Annotated in this window: 16 protein-coding genes; 9 read left to right on the top strand and 7 right to left on the bottom strand. The window is 29.9% G+C overall.

Going from position 1 to position 17871, the window contains the following annotated elements; genetic code table 11:
* Nucleotides 1-22: 22 nt before the first annotated feature.
* The 4 genes from B5X81_RS24000 to B5X81_RS24015 all read left to right on the top strand — a co-directional run bounded on the left by B5X81_RS24000 (nucleotide 23) and on the right by B5X81_RS24015 (nucleotide 4536).
* Nucleotides 23-457, top strand: coding sequence for an NUDIX hydrolase (locus B5X81_RS24000; RefSeq protein ID WP_079495566.1), 435 nt, complete (start codon nucleotides 23-25; stop codon nucleotides 455-457).
* A 102-nt stretch (nucleotides 458-559) separates the two neighbouring features.
* Nucleotides 560-1060, top strand: coding sequence for a TspO/MBR family protein (locus B5X81_RS24005; protein WP_244282231.1), 501 nt, complete (start codon nucleotides 560-562; stop codon nucleotides 1058-1060).
* A 397-nt stretch (nucleotides 1061-1457) separates the two neighbouring features.
* Nucleotides 1458-3356 carry a ribosomal protection-like ABC-F family protein gene (gene abc-f, locus B5X81_RS24010; protein ID WP_079495567.1) on the top strand — a complete coding sequence of 633 codons (1899 nt, stop codon included), beginning with the start codon at nucleotides 1458-1460 and terminating at the stop codon, nucleotides 3354-3356.
* 37 nt (nucleotides 3357-3393) lie between these two features.
* On the top strand, nucleotides 3394-4536 hold the full coding sequence (locus B5X81_RS24015; protein WP_079495568.1) for a THUMP domain-containing class I SAM-dependent RNA methyltransferase: 1143 nt from the start codon (nucleotides 3394-3396) through the stop codon (nucleotides 4534-4536).
* A 247-nt stretch (nucleotides 4537-4783) separates the two neighbouring features.
* Here the strand turns inward: B5X81_RS24015 and B5X81_RS24020 are convergent, their stop codons facing one another.
* The 7 genes from B5X81_RS24020 to B5X81_RS24050 form a co-directional block, all read right to left on the bottom strand.
* Nucleotides 4784-5974 carry a M20 family metallopeptidase gene (locus tag B5X81_RS24020; RefSeq protein WP_079495569.1) on the bottom strand — a complete coding sequence of 397 codons (1191 nt, stop codon included), beginning with the start codon at nucleotides 5972-5974 and terminating at the stop codon, nucleotides 4784-4786.
* Nucleotides 5975-5994: 20 nt separating this feature from the next.
* On the bottom strand, nucleotides 5995-6990 hold the full coding sequence (locus tag B5X81_RS24025) for an ABC transporter ATP-binding protein (RefSeq protein ID WP_079495570.1): 996 nt from the start codon (nucleotides 6988-6990) through the stop codon (nucleotides 5995-5997).
* Nucleotides 6991-7971 (bottom strand): ABC transporter ATP-binding protein, encoded by a 981-nt coding sequence (locus B5X81_RS24030; protein WP_079495571.1) that lies wholly within the window; start codon nucleotides 7969-7971, stop codon nucleotides 6991-6993.
* A gap of 13 nt (nucleotides 7972-7984) precedes the next feature.
* Nucleotides 7985-8908, bottom strand: coding sequence for an ABC transporter permease (locus B5X81_RS24035; RefSeq protein WP_244282232.1), 924 nt, complete (start codon nucleotides 8906-8908; stop codon nucleotides 7985-7987).
* Nucleotides 8909-8927: 19 nt separating this feature from the next.
* Entirely contained in the window at nucleotides 8928-9893 is a 966-nt protein-coding gene (locus tag B5X81_RS24040) for an ABC transporter permease (RefSeq protein WP_079495572.1), read from the bottom strand.
* 212 nt (nucleotides 9894-10105) lie between these two features.
* Nucleotides 10106-11773, bottom strand: coding sequence for an ABC transporter substrate-binding protein (locus tag B5X81_RS24045; protein WP_079495573.1), 1668 nt, complete (start codon nucleotides 11771-11773; stop codon nucleotides 10106-10108).
* A gap of 130 nt (nucleotides 11774-11903) precedes the next feature.
* Nucleotides 11904-12773, bottom strand: a complete 870-nt coding sequence (locus tag B5X81_RS24050) for a MurR/RpiR family transcriptional regulator (protein WP_079495574.1) — start codon at nucleotides 12771-12773, stop codon at nucleotides 11904-11906.
* Between the two features lie 540 nt (nucleotides 12774-13313).
* On the opposite strand from B5X81_RS24050, the gene B5X81_RS24055 reads away from it, so the two are divergent.
* From B5X81_RS24055 to B5X81_RS24075, 5 genes are all read left to right on the top strand, one after another.
* Nucleotides 13314-14039 carry a LytR/AlgR family response regulator transcription factor gene (locus B5X81_RS24055; RefSeq protein WP_170917584.1) on the top strand — a complete coding sequence of 242 codons (726 nt, stop codon included), beginning with the start codon at nucleotides 13314-13316 and terminating at the stop codon, nucleotides 14037-14039.
* A 12-nt stretch (nucleotides 14040-14051) separates the two neighbouring features.
* A complete protein-coding gene (locus tag B5X81_RS24060) occupies nucleotides 14052-15383 on the top strand; it encodes a sensor histidine kinase (RefSeq protein ID WP_079495576.1) in 1332 nt (443 codons plus the stop codon).
* A 137-nt stretch (nucleotides 15384-15520) separates the two neighbouring features.
* Entirely contained in the window at nucleotides 15521-16159 is a 639-nt protein-coding gene (locus tag B5X81_RS24065) for an accessory gene regulator ArgB-like protein (protein WP_170917585.1), read from the top strand.
* A complete protein-coding gene (locus B5X81_RS24070; RefSeq protein WP_079495578.1) occupies nucleotides 16131-16259 on the top strand; it encodes a cyclic lactone autoinducer peptide in 129 nt (42 codons plus the stop codon). Before B5X81_RS24065 ends, B5X81_RS24070 begins: the two co-directional genes overlap by 29 nt.
* A 296-nt stretch (nucleotides 16260-16555) precedes the next feature.
* Nucleotides 16556-17656 carry a papain-like cysteine protease family protein gene (locus B5X81_RS24075; protein ID WP_079495579.1) on the top strand — a complete coding sequence of 367 codons (1101 nt, stop codon included), beginning with the start codon at nucleotides 16556-16558 and terminating at the stop codon, nucleotides 17654-17656.
* The last annotated feature ends 215 nt before the right edge of the window (nucleotides 17657-17871 follow it).

Genomic DNA, 17871 nt, shown 5'->3' on the forward strand with positions numbered 1-17871 from the left:
GATATAGAGAGGAAGATGAATTTTGATAAAGATAGATTTTTATAAAGTAGAGAAAGTAAAAAATGAATCATTGAAGTTTGCCATAATAGCAGCTGAATATAAAGAAAAATGGATACTTGTCAGACATAAGGAAAGGGATACTTGGGAAATCCCTGGAGGACATAGAGAAAAAAATGAAGATATAAATGAAACAGCTAAGAGGGAATTATTTGAAGAAACAGGTGCCAAGGAATTTACTATAAAACCCGTATGCAATTATTCTGTTACTGCAGATAATGTAACTAACTATGGTAGACTTTTTTACGCAAAGGTAAATAGGCTTGGAAAATTACCGGAATTAGAAATAGAAGAAATAAAACTGTTTGATGCTTTACCTGATAATCTAACATATTTTAATATTCAGCCAAAGTTATTTAGGAGGATATTAGAATGGAAAAAGGAAAGAATAGAAAAATAGGTAAACTAAGTAGGCTTGAAAATATAATTTGTATATTTTCACTATGCAAGAATATTAATTTAGTATAAACATTCTATAATAATATTAAAGGAGGAAAGTGCCTTGCTGAGATTATTTAGAGTTAAAGGAAAGGTTAATTGGATTGCATTAATTATCAGTATATTAATTCCTTTATTAGTGGGCTTTTTAAGTTCTTATTTAGTAGGAAGCGATGCTTATAATAGCTTTGAGGAGTTAACAAAGCCTGGTTTTGCACCGCCTGCCTGGGTTTTTGCTCCAGCTTGGATAATTTTATACACACTTATGGGTATAGCAAGCTATAGGGTCTGGATGTATAGATCAAATAGGTCAGATGTAAGAAGTGCCCTTATTGTTTATGGGGTTCAGCTATTTTTTAATTTTCTATGGACAATAATTTTCTTTGGATTGGGATTAAGAGGCGTTGCATATATTGAAATAATTATATTACTTATACTTATAATAATTACAACAATTAGATTTTACAAAATAGATAAAATTTCAGGATATTTAATGATACCATATATATTATGGGTGTCCTTTGCCTCAGTATTAAATCTTTCAATATGGCTGTTAAATAAATAAATAAAGGTCTTGAAATTTATCATAAATAAGTGATAAAATATGAGTAGTAGAGAATGAGGAGGTTAAAGATGAAGGATAAGGTTTTAGTTAACCATATTTTGGATAAACTGCCAGCTAATTATACTATGACATTTACTTTTTTTGGCCAAGGGGGTAGTGGGTCCAAAATTAAATATTATGTTAACTAAAATCAAGTAAGTCATCTTTACCTAATAAAATCTAAATTGATTATTAACCCAGGTTAGAATTTGCTTGCCTGGGTTTTTATGTTTATAGAGGAGTTTATTAAAGTTAAACATGAAAAAATATATTAATATTAGGGTATGAAAGTTCAGGCAGAGATTTACTTGCATGGACTTTTTATTTTTGACTTTAAATTGAAATGGAGGAATAAAAAATGATAGAAATTGCTTTAAAAGATATTGAAAAATATTATGGAGCCAATAAAGTTCTTGAGAATATAAGTTTTGAAGCTACTAGTGGAGAAAAAATAGGAATACTAGGAAGAAATGGTACAGGTAAAACAACAATTTTTAAAATTATATCTGGAATAGAAGATTGTAATGGAGGCTCATTGTCTATAAGAAGGGGATCCAATATAGGATATCTAGATCAGATACCAGAATATCCGGAAAATTACAGATCCATAGATGCTTTAAATGATGCCTTTAAGAATGTCTTTGATATTAAAGAAAAAATGATTATTCTAGAAAAGAAAATGACTAATTTACAAGAAAAAAATCTAGATAGTATAATGAAGGAATATGGACTGCTGCAAGTGGAGTATGAAAATAAAGGTGGTTATGAGATAGAAGAAAAAATAAGTAAGATATGTACAGGATTAAAAATAGATGAAGAACTAAAGGAGAGACTTTTTTCTACTCTGAGTGGAGGGGAAAAGACAAGGATTGTTTTGGGCAGGATATTACTTCAAAATCCCCATATACTTTTACTTGATGAGCCAACAAATCACCTTGATATAGAATCTGTAGAGTGGCTTGAAGAGTTTTTAAAGGAATATAAGGGGACAGTATTAGTAATATCCCATGATAGATATTTTTTAGATGCTGTTGTGGATAAAATATTGGAGATTGAGACTGGAAAATGTAATGTATATCATGGCAACTATTCTTACTATGTTAAGGAGAAGGAAAGAAGGCTATATGAGCAGTTTGAAGTTTACAAATCTCAGCAGAAAAAAATAAAATCAATGGAAGAAGCCATTAAAAGATTTAAGGAATGGGGAAACCGTGGAGATAATGAAAGGATGTTTAAAAAAGCAGGAAATATGCAAAAAAGAATTGATAGAATGGATAAGGTAGATAGACCCCAACTGGAAAAAGCAAATATGAAGCTCAATCTCTCAGCAGATTCTAGATCCGGTAAGGATGTAATAGAAGTGAAAAAGTTAAGAAAAAGTTTTGAAAGTAAATTTATATTTAAGGACCTAGACTTTTATGTTAAGTATGGAGAGAGGGTGGCTGTTTTGGGGAAAAATGGATGTGGAAAATCTACCCTTATTAAGATATTATTAAGTGAAATTAATGCTGATAGTGGAGAGGTAAAAATAGGAGCAGGGGTAAAGAAAGGCTATCTTCAGCAGGAAATAAAATTTAGTAATAAGGAGCACACCATATTACAAGCTTTCAGGGAGGATTATCCTGTAGATGAAGGTAAAGCCAGGGGAATCCTTGCAGGGTTTTTGTTTTATTCTGATGATGTATTCAAAAAAGTAAAAAATCTATCGGGGGGAGAAAAGGTAAGACTTAAGCTGTGTAAGCTAATGCACAGGGATATAAATCTTCTTATATTGGATGAGCCTACTAACCATCTTGATATTGATTCAAGGGAAATTCTTGAACAGGCACTTATTGGGTTTGATGGTACTGCAGTTTTTATATCTCATGACAGATATTTCATAAATAGAATGGCTGATAGGATAGTAGAGTTTAATAATGGAAAATTAATAAATTATGTAGGAAATTATGATTATTATAAAAGGAAAAAGACTAAAGAAAAATTAGCCGAAAAAGAGAAACCAAAGAAGAAAAAATATAACAGAGAAAAAATTAATAATGGGGAAATGAGGGAAGATTCTAGAAAGAAAATAGATAAAAAAATTAAAGATTTAGAATATGAAATTGAGGGGTTAGAAAGTGAAATTAAAAGCTTAAATGAAGCTCTCTTCAATTACTCCGATGATTATGAAAAACTGACCCAGATTCATAATGAAAAATGTAATTTGCAAAAAAGACTTGATAAGTTGTTGGAGGAATGGGTAAAATTAAGTTCATAAGGAAAATAAAATTAAATTAAGCAATAGGAGAGATAAAATGGCAAAACTTGATCTTATAGCTACTTCTACCTTTGGAATAGAAGCAATTGTTGCTAGGGAACTTAAGGAATTGGGATATGATAATATTACTGTAGAAAATGGAAGAGTTACATTTGTAGGTAATGAAAAGGCCATCTGTGATACGAATCTTTGGCTTAGATGTGCCGATAGAGTATATTTAAAGATAGGAGAATTTAAAGCCACAAGCTTTGAAGAGCTCTTTCAGCAGGTAAAGGCACTGCCTTGGGAGAACTATCTTCCAATAGATGCTGAGTTTCCTGTAAATGCAAAGTCGGTGAAATCCAAGCTTTTTAGCTTATCGGATATTCAGGCCATATCAAAAAAGGCAGTAGTGGAAAAAATGAAGGAAATCTATTTTAAGGATTGGTTTGAAGAAAGTGGAGGAAAGTATCCAATACTGGTGTCTATTTTAAAGGATAAAGTAACTGTATCTATAGATACCAGTGGAACCGGACTTCATAAGAGGGGATATAGAGAAGCCCAAGGGGAAGCACCACTGAAGGAAACCCTTGCGGTTGCTATGATAAAAATAAGCAGGTGGCATCCCGATAGAACTCTTATTGATCCCCTTTGTGGTTCAGGAACCATTCCTATAGAAGCTGCTATGATAGGAAGAAATATAGCACCGGGGTTAAATAGAAGCTTTATATCGGAAAAGTGGGACTTTATACCTGAGGATTTATGGAAGGATGCTAAAAAGAAAGCTTATAAGGCCATAGAGTATGATAGGGAATTAGATATATATGGATATGATATAGACGGCAGAGTGGCAAAGATAGCTATGGAAAATTCAATAGAAGCAGGGGTTGATGATTGTATTCATTTTCAAAGAAGACCTGTAGGAGAGCTAAGTACAAAGAAAAAGTATGGATACATAATATGCAATCCACCCTATGGAGAAAGACTAAGCGAAAAAAAGGAGGTAGAAAAGCTTTATAGTGAAATGGGAAAGGTTTTTTCTAGCCTTGATACATGGTCTTACTATGTACTTACCTCCCATGAAGGCTTTCAAGAGGCCTTTGGCAAAAAAGCCAATAAAAACAGAAAACTCTATAATGGTCGTATTAAATGCTATTACTATCAGTATTTTGGACCAAGACCTCCTAAAAGAAGAGATTAATTTTTAGAGTTGTTTTTGCTTTTATGCAAAACTTCAATATTCCTTGACTTGACTAGTAAGTATAAGTTATCAACTAGATAATGCCTTAACCGAATACTATATTTGATGAAAATGATCCAAGAGGTTAATTGGACAAGTGTTTTACTATGATAGGCTTATTAAAAGCAATAGACTTAAAAGATGATTAACAATCTTTTGTTTTACAAAGTTTTGCTAATCATCTTTTTACATTTATAGATTTTAATTTTTATTTCATATCAGATTCATCATATTTGGGTACAGCTCTATGAAACTCTTCATATATATCTTCTCTCAATTTTTCATCACTAAATATATCAAATCCTGTTAAAGCCAGGGCTTTGGCTCCTTTTATCATTTGAATATGTGCCTTATCAGTTATGGCTGCCTTGGTAAAATCAATTGAGTGACTAATGGTTCCTGGCTCTGCTATTTTTAAATATGAATGTATAGCTGGTACTATGAGACTAACATTCCCTATATCCGATGAGCCATACTTCATATTTGGCTTTGGATAATTCATAATTTCACCAAATTGTGCTATATTTTCCTTTAGTTTTTCGGCTATAATTTTGTTTGGATATCTTTCTGTATAAATAAGGGTTTTACTAATATCAGCCTTTACTCCCATAAATTTTTCTATAGACCTAACAATATGTTCTATATGCTCTACAACTACCTTTAAATCACTAACCGTATCTGCCCTTACGCTAAATGAACATGATGCATAATCTGGAATAACATTAGGGACCTTACCTCCATTTGTTATTATCCCATTAATATTTGCCTTTAAAGGAAGTATTGCTCTTATATGATCTATAAAATTAAATGTATTTATTACGGCCTGTAAAGCATTTATTCCATCCTCTGGTGAAGATGAATGGGCTGATTTTCCATGATATTCTATTGTAAGCTTTCTAGTAGCTAAACCTCCTCTGCATATAATATTTGAAGTGCTGGGGTGTATCATCATTGCATAGTCAATATCATCAAATACTCCTTCATTGACCATTATTACCTTACCGCCTCCACCTTCTTCTCCTGGTGTTCCCAATACTACAATTTTTCCGTCAATTTTATCTGCTATTTTGCTCAGTCCTATGGCAGCACCTACAGACATTGTTCCTATTAAATTATGTCCACAACCATGTCCTATTTCTGGTAGAGCGTCATATTCTGCTAAAAATGCTATTGTAGGTCCCTTGCCCTTACCATTATATTCTGCTCTAAATGCTGTTTCTAAATTTGCTATGCCTTTTTGTATGTTAAATCCGTGTTTTTCTAATAATAGTACTATATTTTTTACTGCGCTATATTCATGAAAAGCGAGCTCTGGTTTTTCATGAATTTTTTTACTTAAATCTATTAGCTCTTTTCTAATATTTTCTATTTCATCACAAATTTGTTGTTTAAGTATCATAATATTCACACCTCTTAAATTCAATATAGATGACATAATACACAATGACCATTTTCTACTTCCTTTTCCATAGGCATTTCTTTAGAGCATATTGGTTTTGCATAGGGACATCGTTCATGGAAATAGCACCCTGAGGGTAAGTTTATTGCACTGGGAATTTCTCCCTGAACATTTTTGGAGTTTTTTAAATTTGTACCGGATAATTTAGGCACAGCTGAAAATAATGCCTTAGTATATGGATGTAAAGGGTTATTAAATATATGTTTTTTACTGCCTTTTTCTACAATTTTACCTAAGTACATAACTCCTAGTTCATCACTTATATGTTTTACAACTGATAGATCATGGGCTATAAATAAATAAGAAAAATTATATTCTTCTTTTAAATCCATCATTAGATTTAGTATTTGAGCCTGTATAGATACGTCAAGGGCTGAAACTGGTTCATCTGCTATTATAAATTCTGGCTCTACAGCTAATGCTCTTGCTATACCAATCCTTTGTCTTTGACCACCGCTAAATTGATGGGGATATCTTGTAGCTTGTTCAGCCCTTATTCCTACTTTTTTTAATATTTCAAAGGCCTTTTCCCTTGCTTCACTTTTAGAACTTGCAACTTGATGAAATAACATTGGTTCTATTAATATATCTAATACCTTTTGCCGAGGGTTTAAGGAAGCATATGGATCTTGAAATATCATTTGCATTTTTTTTCTATATTTAAGCATTTCGTTTCCAGTAAGATTTGTTATATCTTCCCCGCAAAATTTAATATTTCCACCTTTGGGATCAATAAGTTTAATAATTGTTCTTGCAGTTGTGGACTTTCCACATCCGGATTCTCCAACTAAGCTAAAAACTTTACCTTTGTCAATGGAAAAGCTTATATTATTTACTGCATTTACAATTCTTTCTTCCTTGATAAATTTTCCATTTTTAAACTTAATCTTATCCAAAATACCCTTATTAAGGTCAAACTTTTGTTCTAAATTTTTTACTTCAAGGATTTTATCCATCTACTTTTCCCCCTCTCTCAGCGGAAAATGACATGCAACATAATGTTTTTCATCGACCATTACAAGTTCAGGTTCCTTTTCCTTACAAATATCCTTACAATATTTACATCTGGGAGAAAAATTACATCCCTTAGGAAGGTCAAACATATTTGGTACAATACCAGGAATTGTTTCTAATCTTTCTTTATTTTTATCCAAGTCAGGTATTGAGCTTATTAATCCTTTAGTATATGGATGCTTAAATTTTTCCACAATACTCTTTGTATATCCTGTTTCTATGATCTTTCCACAATACATAACGTTTATTCTGTCTGATATTTCCGATACAACAGCTAGATCATGGGTAATTAGCATCAAAGAACATCCTTGTTCCTTTACAAGATTTGTCATAAGTCTTAATATTTGTGCTTGTATGGTAACATCTAAAGCAGTCGTTGGCTCATCAGCTATTATAAGCTTTGGATTTGCTGCCAAAGCTATGGCTATAACTACTCTTTGACGCATACCGCCACTGAATTGATGGGGATAACTTTTTAATCTACTTTCAGGATTTGAAATGCCAACGGCCTTTAAAAGTTCTATACATCTTTCTTTTCTTTGTTCCTTTGTCAATTTTTCATGGAGTATCAAAACTTCCTCCATTTGTTCTCCTATTGTATATACGGGATTTAGTGATGTCATAGGATCCTGAAAAACCATTGAAATATCTTTACCTCTAATCTGATTCATTTGGTTTTCAGATTTTTTCATTAAATCCTGTCCATCAAATATTATTTCCCCAGTTTCTATTTTACCTGGCTCATCTATGAGTTTTATTATTGAAAATCCAGTAATAGATTTACCACCACCGGATTCCCCAACAACACCTAATATTTCTCCTTCATCTATATCGAAGCTTATATTATCTACTGCTTTTACCGTTCCTTTAAATGTATGAAAATAGGTTCTTAAATTATTTACCTGCAATAATTTCTTCTTCATTGTATCACCCCTTTTATTTCAGCTTAGGATTTAATTCGTCCCTTAAGAAGTCTCCCAGTAGATTTATTCCAAAAACAATAATCATAATATATAGTCCTGGGAAAATAGATACCCACCATAATCCACTGTACAATACATTAAACCCATTGTTACAAAGCATACCCAATGAAGGTCTAGTAATAGGAACACCTAATCCTAAAAAACTCAAAGTTGCTTCCGTTAGAATAAAAGAACCTACTTGAATAGTTGATAATACTATAATGGATGTAAAAACATTTGGTAGTACATGTTTAAATATAATTGTAAAATTGGGAAGACCAATAACCTTTGTGGCTTCTATAAACTCTTTCTTTTTTACAGAAAGGGTTTCACCCCTTACGGTTCTTGCATATCTTACCCATCCTACTAAAGACAATGCTATGAGTATATTGATTATACCTCTACCAATTAAAGACATTAAAAATATTGCAATAAGCATGGTGGGAAAGGAAAGTTGTATATCAGCTATACGCATAATGATTGCATCAACTTTTCCTCCGAAATATCCTGCTATAAGCCCCAATACTATACCTATAGCACTAGCTAAAAATGTACCTACTATACCTATGATTAAAGAAACTCTACTACCGTATACAATGGCACTAAAAATATCCCTTCCCTGTTGATCGGTACCTAAAAAGAATTTCGATTCTCCCCCTTCATCCCATGCAGGAGGCTTATATGCATTATTTAAATCAATATCCGACATATCATAGGGATTTTGTACTGTAAATAATGGACCAAATACAGCAATTAAAAGTACAGCTATAACTATAATAGATCCAATAATTGCAGTAGGAGATTTTTTATAGTTATGAAAAAATTCTGATTCTAAAAATAATCTCCATTTACTTGCTTTTTCTTGAGTTTTATTAGAAGTTTCAACTTGAATACTCACATTATCACCTGCCTTTTAATTATTTTAAATCTATTCTAGGATCTATGAAGGTATAAAGAATGTCTACAATAAAATTTATGAATACAAACATTACAGCAACAAATAAAACATATGCAGCCACTATAGGTCTATCGCTACTATTAATGGCATCAATCAGTAATTTCCCCATTCCCGGCCAAGCAAATATTGTCTCTGTTATAGTTGTAAATGCTATAAGAGAACCGAGTTGAAGACCGAAGATAGTAACTACTGGTATTAATGTATTTTTTAATGCATGACCAAACAAAACCTTTCTCCTAGAAACTCCCTTTGCTCTGGCAAACTTTACGTAGTCTTGTCTAATATTTTCTTGCATTCCTGCCCTAGTTAATCGAATAATGGTGGCTATATTTGCCAATGCAAGGGTTAATGATGGTAAAACTAAATGCTTCCATCCGCCGGTTGTAGCAAGACTAGTTCGAATTCCTAAAATTGTTCCCACATCACCTCTGCCCGATACAGGAAGCACCCCTAGAGTAAGACTAAAGAAAAATATCATTACCATACCAATCCAAAATGAGGGTAAGGATATACCTGCAATTGATAAAGTCATGATTGCTTTGCTAGATAGTTTATTGGGATATGCTCCTGATAATACACCTAAGGGAATACCAATTAATGCTGACAATAACATAGCTATAATTACAAGCTCTAAAGTGGCTGGAAATCTTTCTATTATTAGACCTAATGCAGGTTGATGATATATGTAGGATTTACCAAAATCTCCTTTAAGGGCATTTTTTATAAATATGCCATATTGAACTGGAAGAGGCTTATCTAGTCCAAGGTATTCTATGGCAGATTGAATTTCTGCCTCTGTAGCATTTTCTCTAACCATTAAATATACTGGGTTTCCCATGACGCTTGTAAACATAAATACCAATATAGATACTACAAACAATACTAAAATAAGCTGAGATACCCTTGTGGATAAATATCTAAGCATTTTATCACCCTCTCTGTTAATAAGTAATTTCAAATATTAAAACTCTCGGGATAGAAAATAGCTTGGTGGGTTAAATTTAATAAAGGAAAGGAAAAAATCCTTTCCTTATAGATTTCTTATAGCAAAACTTAATTTATACATATCAAAATATCCAATGCTTCTGAGGATTTTTGATATGTATAAATTAACTATTTTACTGGAATATCTATAATTTATTTAACAAATTCCATATCCCAAGCATGTATATAATTGTCTTTTCTAGGATGGTATTTTATATCCTTACTATGGGCATATATATCTTGTTGGAAATGAAGGGGTATATATGATACATCATCTGCTGCTATTTTCCATACCTCTTGCATTATCTTACTTCTTTCACCAGGATCAGCTGTTGCTATAGCCATATCTACTAATTTATCTACCTCTGGGTTTTGATAATATCCTCTATTAACTCCACCATAACCTTGCTTCATATATCCATCTTGTGACATACTATATACGAGATCTAATCCCATAAGGGCACTTTCTCCACCGCTGTCAGCCCATCCTGTCATACATAAATGAGTGTTATCTCCTTCTTTATTAGTTCCACTTATATATGTAAAGAATATAGTTCTTGACATTAGATTTAAGTTAACCTTTATACCAATCTTTTCAAAATATCCTGCCACTGCAGTTGCAATTTCACCATCATTTATATATCTATCATTAGATGCATCTAGAGTAACTTCAAATCTATATCCATCATCTTGCCTTGGATATCCGGCTTCATCAAGAAGTTTCTCTGCTAACTCAGGGTCGTAACCTAATCTTTTTATATCCGGATTGTAACCATTAAATCCGTCAGGAATATAAGTTGAAGCAGGTGTTGCATAGCCATTCATTATTTTTTCAACAATTTCCTCTTCATTTATTGCACGATACATTGCTTCTCTTACTTTAATATTTTTAAAGGGATTAGAACCATCTGGAGATTTTAGCGGCATATCTGCATCCTTACTTGGATTGTCTGTCCAACCTGCTAAATTAAGATATATAACCCTTAAACTAGGTTGAGATACAATCTGTATATTATCCTTTGACTGCAGCATATTTATATCCCTAACTGGCACATCAGCTATAAAATCAACAGAACCTGAAACCATATTAGCTGTACGTGTACCTTCATTAGTAATAGGCTTAAATGTTACCTTCTCTACATCAGGGAGCTTACCCCAAAAATCATTATTCCTTTCAAATACAATTTTATCTCCTCTAACATGTTCAACAAATTTATATCTACCAGTACCATTAGGATTTAATGCAATCCATTCATCATTTTGACCTTCACATGTTTCTTTGTCTAAAATCATTAAATCCTTTAAATGAGCAAGAAGTAATGCATTTGGGTCTTTACATACAACCTTTACAGTATAGTCATCAATTTTCTCATAGCTTTCAACTGTAGATAAACAATATTTAAAGGCAGACATCTCTTCTTTTGATCTATCAAAGGAATAAATTATATCATCTGCTGTAAAATCATTACCATTATGGAACTTAACGTTTTTTCTCAAATTAAATGTCCAAGTTTTGGCATCCTCTGATATATCCCAAGTTTCTGCTAGGGAAGGTTCAGGCTGCAAATTTGCATCAGGTGATACTAATGAATCATATAGATGATTATTTATAGCATTGGTTATTGTTTCATTTAATGGATATGGGTCTAAAGAGTAAGCATCTCCAGCTAATCCTATAACTACTTCTTTTGGAGCATCGGCATTGCCATTTTCACTGGCCTTATCACCATTATTAGTTGTATTAGTATCCCCACCGCAGCCTGCTAGTAAGGAAACTATAAGGACAGTAACTAAAAAAAGTATAGTTGTTTTTTTAAACATTTAAATTCCCCCTATTTTTTATTTCTCTTTGTTATAATAATACGATAGCTTACTAAAGTTAATTGCTAAAAAACATATGTATTTAAGTCAAGCTATTATATAACAAAGACTTTTATTTTACTGAATAGATTTATCTATCCAGCTGTTGACTATCTAAATTCTGTGACAATAATGATTGGATTTTTTCTAGGTTATCCAAATGTAAGATTAGCTTATCTTTCATATTAAAGCTTAATACTACAACTAGTATTTCTATTAGGCAGATAGTAGAGGATATAAAATTGTGAAAAACTAGGGATTCACTATAATTTTTCAAAGAATATTTGGAATTTTTAGCTAATGGAGATTCATCACTATCAGATATAGCTATGTATGTTAAGTTATTTTGATTAAGATATTCAGCAATGTTAATAATGTTTTGAGAATATTTAGGGAAAGATATCAAAATAAAACAATCTTCAGCCGTAGCTCTTGTAAAATCTATGCTTGCTTCCATAAGATCTCCAACTTTTACTATTTTACTATCAATATTTATGAGTTTTAGTCTGTTGTTTAAATAATCAGCAATTACTTTAGATATACCTTGACCACATATATATATACGCTTTGAGTTGCTAATCAAATCTGATATTTCCTGAAATGTTTTTATATCATTATTATTAAGTGCCTTCTCATAATTAAGTTTATGTATTTGAATAGTATTATTATAAACATCATTTAAATTATCTAGCTCTTGAAGGGAAGATTTAATTTCATTTGGTACATAAAGCTGTTCTTCTATTAATTGTTGAAAGGATTTTTTCAATTGAATAAATGAATTAATGCCAATACTCTTACAAAAATTCAATATAGTTACTTCAGAAACATTTATCTCTTGACTAATATCCTTTAGACTCATAAATCCTACTTTACCATTATTTTTAATAAGGTATTCAGCTATGACTTTTTGTTTATTACTCAAATTATTCATATTGTTCAATATGTTGTCAATAATTGTCAAACAAACTACCTCCTTTTTTAAATAATACTATATTTATAATTTTCAGTCAATATATTTTATTTATATTTTAAAGTAAATACTTTAATTTCTGAATTTTGTTTATATTTTTTTATGAAAAGAGAAACCCTATCCTTCAGTATTTTGAAGAAGAAGTTCCTTTGCATGTAAAATTTCAGTTTCTAAATTATTTTAAATATTATACATGACATTACTGAGTCTAGAAGTATAGTAAAAAATTAAAGTTTAATATTATTTAACTACAGAAAAATAATGAAAAAGCTTAAAATAGGTAATAAATACTTAACTGAGCAAATTGCATAATTACCTCTTCAAAAAACTAACTACCACATATTGTTTTGAAATCTTCGAATCTATGCCATATATATTATGCAATTTTGCCAAATTAGAGTTATGCAATTTCCTCAACTAGGATTTATTGCCTAATTTTGTTATAATTTAGATTGAAGATAGGTTTTTTATGGATATATGAAAACTAGGATTAAAAGAATTTCGTTAAAGAATTTTTTAGGGAGGGTATCCATGGTTTTAACTATAGCAGTTTGTGATGATGAATTAACAATAGTTGAAATAATAACTTCATATATAAAATCAATAGATATAAAATGCCAAGTAGAAATAATACAAGCCTTAAGTGGAGAAGAATTATTAAAGAAAATAGAACAAAGGAAAATTGACATAGCTTTTCTAGATATAGAAATGGAAGATACAGATGGAATAATACTGGGAAGAAAAATAAGGGTTAAATATGAAGACTGCATTATAGTATATATAACAGGATTTAAAGATTATGCCCTTGAAGCCTTCGATATAAATGCATTCCAATATATATTAAAGCCTATTACTGAAAAAAGATTTAAAAGCTGTATGGATGATATAATATTAAGACTCAAGGAGAAAATGGCATTAAAAGAAAAAAACAGTGTATTTATTATTAATAATAAAAAAAACGTAGTTAAATTGAAGTATGAAGATATATTTTATTTTGAAAAATTGCTTAATAAGATAAATGTATATACATTAAAAGGGAATTTTGAATACTATGGAACTTTTAAGGAATTAAAGAAAGAATTAGATATGGAAAAAAGCTTTATACAATGCCACCAAGGATATATAGTAAATACATTAAAAATTTTAGAATTAAAGGATGAGGAAATATATTTAAGGGATATGAGAAGATTAGTCCCTGTCAGTAGAAGATATAAAAAAAAGATAAGAAAGATTTTAGAAGAAAATTTATTTGAATAATATGGTGATTCTATGGATATTTGGTTAATAGAGGACTATGTATTTGCTGTATTGGATGTTTCCTTAATACTTTATTTTACAGATAAATTTTTGACAAGGAAAAGAGAAAAAAATAAATTAATACTTCTAATGATAATCCTTCAAGCAGGGATCAATTATCATATTAATCAAGAATTAGGCTTTGCCAGTTTGCAAGGTTTATTAATAATGATAGCAACTACAAGTATGATCTTTAAAGGAATATTTAAACAAAACTTTGTATATGTTTTTTTCTTTGTTATATTAGGAATTGTATTAATATCTTTAGTTGAAATAATAATTACAATTTTAATAATATTTATAACAAATAAGAATTATGAGATTTTTTTTAACAAGAGTATGTACAGAATTATAGGAGGAATTACATCTAAAACAGCTTTATATTTAATAATTAAAGAATTGGCACTAAAAATAAAATATAAAATAGGAAAATATTTCAAAAAAACACAAATCTATCAATTATTATTTGTTCTATTTCTAAATATAATAATGATTTTTTCAGCAATTTATTTTTATAAAAATAGTGATTTAATTAAAGTAAGTGAAAAAAGATATATAGTTATATTATCTATGTTAATTATAATATTTACTATATTAATACTAAAAATAATAAAAAGTATAATGGAATATGCAGTGAAGGAGGTTCAGTGGAGTATAAAGGAAAAAGAATATAAAAGGCAGGAGTTCTACATGAAAAATATGGATGATATGCTTAAAAATTTAAGGGCTCAGAGGCATGATTTTAATAATCATATTGAATGTATATATGGTTTAATTAGTATTAAGAAATTTGAAAAGGCTAAAGAATATATTGAAAAATTAACTAATGAAACAAATGAGCATAATCAAATAATAAATGCAGGGAATCCTATTCTTGCTTCATTATTAAATGTAAAAATTACTAAAGCAAGGAAGAACAATATAGAAGTAGATACAAAAATAGATATAAATACAAATATATCAATAGAGTACATAGATATATCAATTATAATAGGAAATCTTTTAGATAATGCTATAGAAGCTTGCGAGAAGATAGAGGAAGATAATAGACTGATAGAAGTAGATATTTATACTAAAATGAACAATTTAATAATAAAAGTAGCAAATAGCAAACCTTCACAAAAGTCACTAGAAGAAAAAATAAATAATAAAGGCTTTACAACAAAAACAGATACTGAAAATCATGGATTTGGATTAACAAATATAAAGCAAACTGTGGAAAAATATAGAGGAATAATAAAAATAGAAGATAAGTCAGATATATTTAAAGTAAATATTGCAATACCAATTGAAAACGACTCATAAAAAAGAGTCGTTTTTCCTTTTTTGAAAAATATACATACCAAATACCATCTTTCATCTACCACTTTTGTAAAATCTATTGAAAAAATAATAAATAAATGTAAAGTATAAGGTAAATAAGGAATTAAATGGTGGTAGATATGGTTGATAGAATATGTAGAATAGTAACTCAACAATTAGTACAAAAAAATATAATTGAATTTGAAGACTATGATATTTACATGTATGGGTTGCAGATGTTTATTGCAAGTATATTTAAAGGTATAGGTATATTTGCTATATTCTATGGATTGGGCTGGCTAAAGGAAGCTATAGTGTTTATAATGGCTTTTGGTATTTTAAGGATAAATGCAGGAGGATACCATTCAAGTACATATTTTAGATGTTTTATATTAACTATAATAACCATGATAATATCCATAGTCCTAGCTATATTTATAATACCTTATACCTTTATGATATTACCTATCTTAGTTATATCAATTTTATTAGTATTACAATATGCTCCAGTTGATACACCAAACAAGCCTTTAAGTAATGAAGAATACCTAGTGTATAGAAAAAGAAGTATTATAGTAGTTTTATTAGAAAGCTTAATAATACTGATAATATTTATAATAAAAAAAGATTTTTTAATATACTGCAATATAGCTGCCATGGCTATATTAAATGAAGCATTAACATTGACGCCCTTTGTAACAAAGAGTGTATATAGAGGAAGACAATTTTTAGAAAAGGAGGTCAAAACAAATGAAAAAGAGAGGTTTATTACTAAGTAGTATAGCTTCTATAGCATTATTCTTTGCCAATATGGGAGCTGGAACCTGTTCTTATGTTATATATCATCAACCTAAGTTTCCAGAGAAGTTAAGGAAGTGAAGGGTATTGTAAGTAATTGTAAATTTTAATGTTTTGGAGCTGGTAAGTTTTGCTTGTGGCTAAGGGGGAATAGATTGTAAACTGGATAAGAGGACCTGATTTGGGATACTTTTCAATATTATCCTAATTATTAAAATAGAGTTGAAACAAATATCATTGTACATATTCATATTATTGTAAAATATTTAATATTATATAAATTATAATTGTTCTATGCTTTTACATTTCTCTATTTTTTAGCGATTATATCAATCGGTATTAGTAGACAAAAAATAAAAAACGGAGGTATAAAATTTATGTTTAAAAAAGTTTTATCTATATTATTAGTAGGTATGATGCTATTCTCAAGTATGATTGTTTCTAAGGCAGAAATAGCCAGTCTTCAACCAAGTGAAACAGTTACAGATTTCGCACAAAAAAATATAGGTTTTTTATTAAATAATTTAAAATCAGACCCGGAAGCATTTGGAATGACAGGTATAGATTTTGATAATCTTACTCTTAGTAAGCCTATAATCCCTTATGATGCTGATAATAATTATGCAACTATTAAAGATTTAGTTTATTATCCAGTATTAGAAAATAATAAAATTGTTGCTATTTATAGTGTTACCAAAAGTAAAAATGGTACTTTAACGGCAACACTCGGACGTGATTTTGCCGATGAAATAAATAACTTCATTAGTTCTAATAATGAGAAATTTTCTCTTGTAATATCTAGCGATGGTCTACATATAATAAATAATTTAGAAACTGCAAAACTTGAGCATAATAATAAGCATAAGAATGGACATTTAAAAATCGATATTAAAAATGCTCCTAAAGAAATAATGACTTCAGAAATAAAATCTGATTATAAAGCTAACATAGATTCCTCAACAAAAGGAGCTATGTTACGTGGAACATTACCTGACAAGTATACAATACATGTTCCTGTAGTTAGACAGTATAATGACAATGTTTGCTGGGCAGCTTGTGCTGCTTCTGTAGGTCAGTACTGGACTAATATAAGAAAAACTGCTAGACAAGTATGTGATATACTTGGCATAAGCTATAGCAGAGGAGGAACTTTATCTAATACTGAAGATGCTCTTGAAGATATATATGATATAAATGCTGGTGTTAATAAACGTTCTCATTATGAAGGTCAAGAAGTATCAGAGGTTATACACGATGAAGGTAAACCTATAATTGCTGGCTTCAAAGGCGATGGAAAATTAGGACATATGGTTGTTGTTTGTGGATATAGAATTTATAGTAGTGGTAAAACACTTACAATAATGGATCCAAATTACTCCTATTATAGAACTTCTACATACAATGATGATGAAGGAGATTATACTATTGTTGTTGATGGACATGTTTTTGAATGGCTTGGTCAATGCTATATTAAATAAATTTAAATTTTAATTTATACAAACCTCTATGAAAATTTGTTATTTCATAGAGGTTTGTATTACAATTATATAATAATTGATTTTAAAATATAATGGAGGTAAAAATGAAACATAAATTTAGCTATGTATTTCTATTATTAATAGTAGTTGTAGGTTTTAGCTTAATTTACTATTTTAGTCAAGAAAAAGACTGTATGTTTACAGTTAGAAATTAT

The sequence above is a fragment of the Maledivibacter halophilus genome, assembly GCF_900167445.1.
Classification (GTDB): Bacteria; Bacillota; Clostridia; order Peptostreptococcales; family Caminicellaceae; genus Maledivibacter; species Maledivibacter halophilus.

What these genes read in the sequence shown, in the direction of transcription:
- abc-f (WP_079495567.1), top strand. Translation starts at nt 1,458, where the DNA reads ATGATAGAAATTGCTTTAAAAGATATTGAAAAATATTATGGAGCCAAT.
- B5X81_RS24015 (WP_079495568.1), top strand. Translation starts at nt 3,394, where the DNA reads ATGGCAAAACTTGATCTTATAGCTACTTCTACCTTTGGAATAGAAGCA.
- B5X81_RS24020 (WP_079495569.1), bottom strand. Translation starts at nt 5,974, where the DNA reads ATGATACTTAAACAACAAATTTGTGATGAAATAGAAAATATTAGAAAA.
- B5X81_RS24025 (WP_079495570.1), bottom strand. Translation starts at nt 6,990, where the DNA reads ATGGATAAAATCCTTGAAGTAAAAAATTTAGAACAAAAGTTTGACCTT.
- B5X81_RS24030 (WP_079495571.1), bottom strand. Translation starts at nt 7,971, where the DNA reads ATGAAGAAGAAATTATTGCAGGTAAATAATTTAAGAACCTATTTTCAT.
- B5X81_RS24040 (WP_079495572.1), bottom strand. Translation starts at nt 9,893, where the DNA reads ATGCTTAGATATTTATCCACAAGGGTATCTCAGCTTATTTTAGTATTG.
- B5X81_RS24045 (WP_079495573.1), bottom strand. Translation starts at nt 11,773, where the DNA reads ATGTTTAAAAAAACAACTATACTTTTTTTAGTTACTGTCCTTATAGTT.
- B5X81_RS24055 (WP_170917584.1), top strand. Translation starts at nt 13,314, where the DNA reads ATGGTTTTAACTATAGCAGTTTGTGATGATGAATTAACAATAGTTGAA.
- B5X81_RS24060 (WP_079495576.1), top strand. Translation starts at nt 14,052, where the DNA reads ATGGATATTTGGTTAATAGAGGACTATGTATTTGCTGTATTGGATGTT.
- B5X81_RS24065 (WP_170917585.1), top strand. Translation starts at nt 15,521, where the DNA reads ATGGTTGATAGAATATGTAGAATAGTAACTCAACAATTAGTACAAAAA.
- B5X81_RS24070 (WP_079495578.1), top strand. Translation starts at nt 16,131, where the DNA reads ATGAAAAAGAGAGGTTTATTACTAAGTAGTATAGCTTCTATAGCATTA.
- B5X81_RS24075 (WP_079495579.1), top strand. Translation starts at nt 16,556, where the DNA reads ATGTTTAAAAAAGTTTTATCTATATTATTAGTAGGTATGATGCTATTC.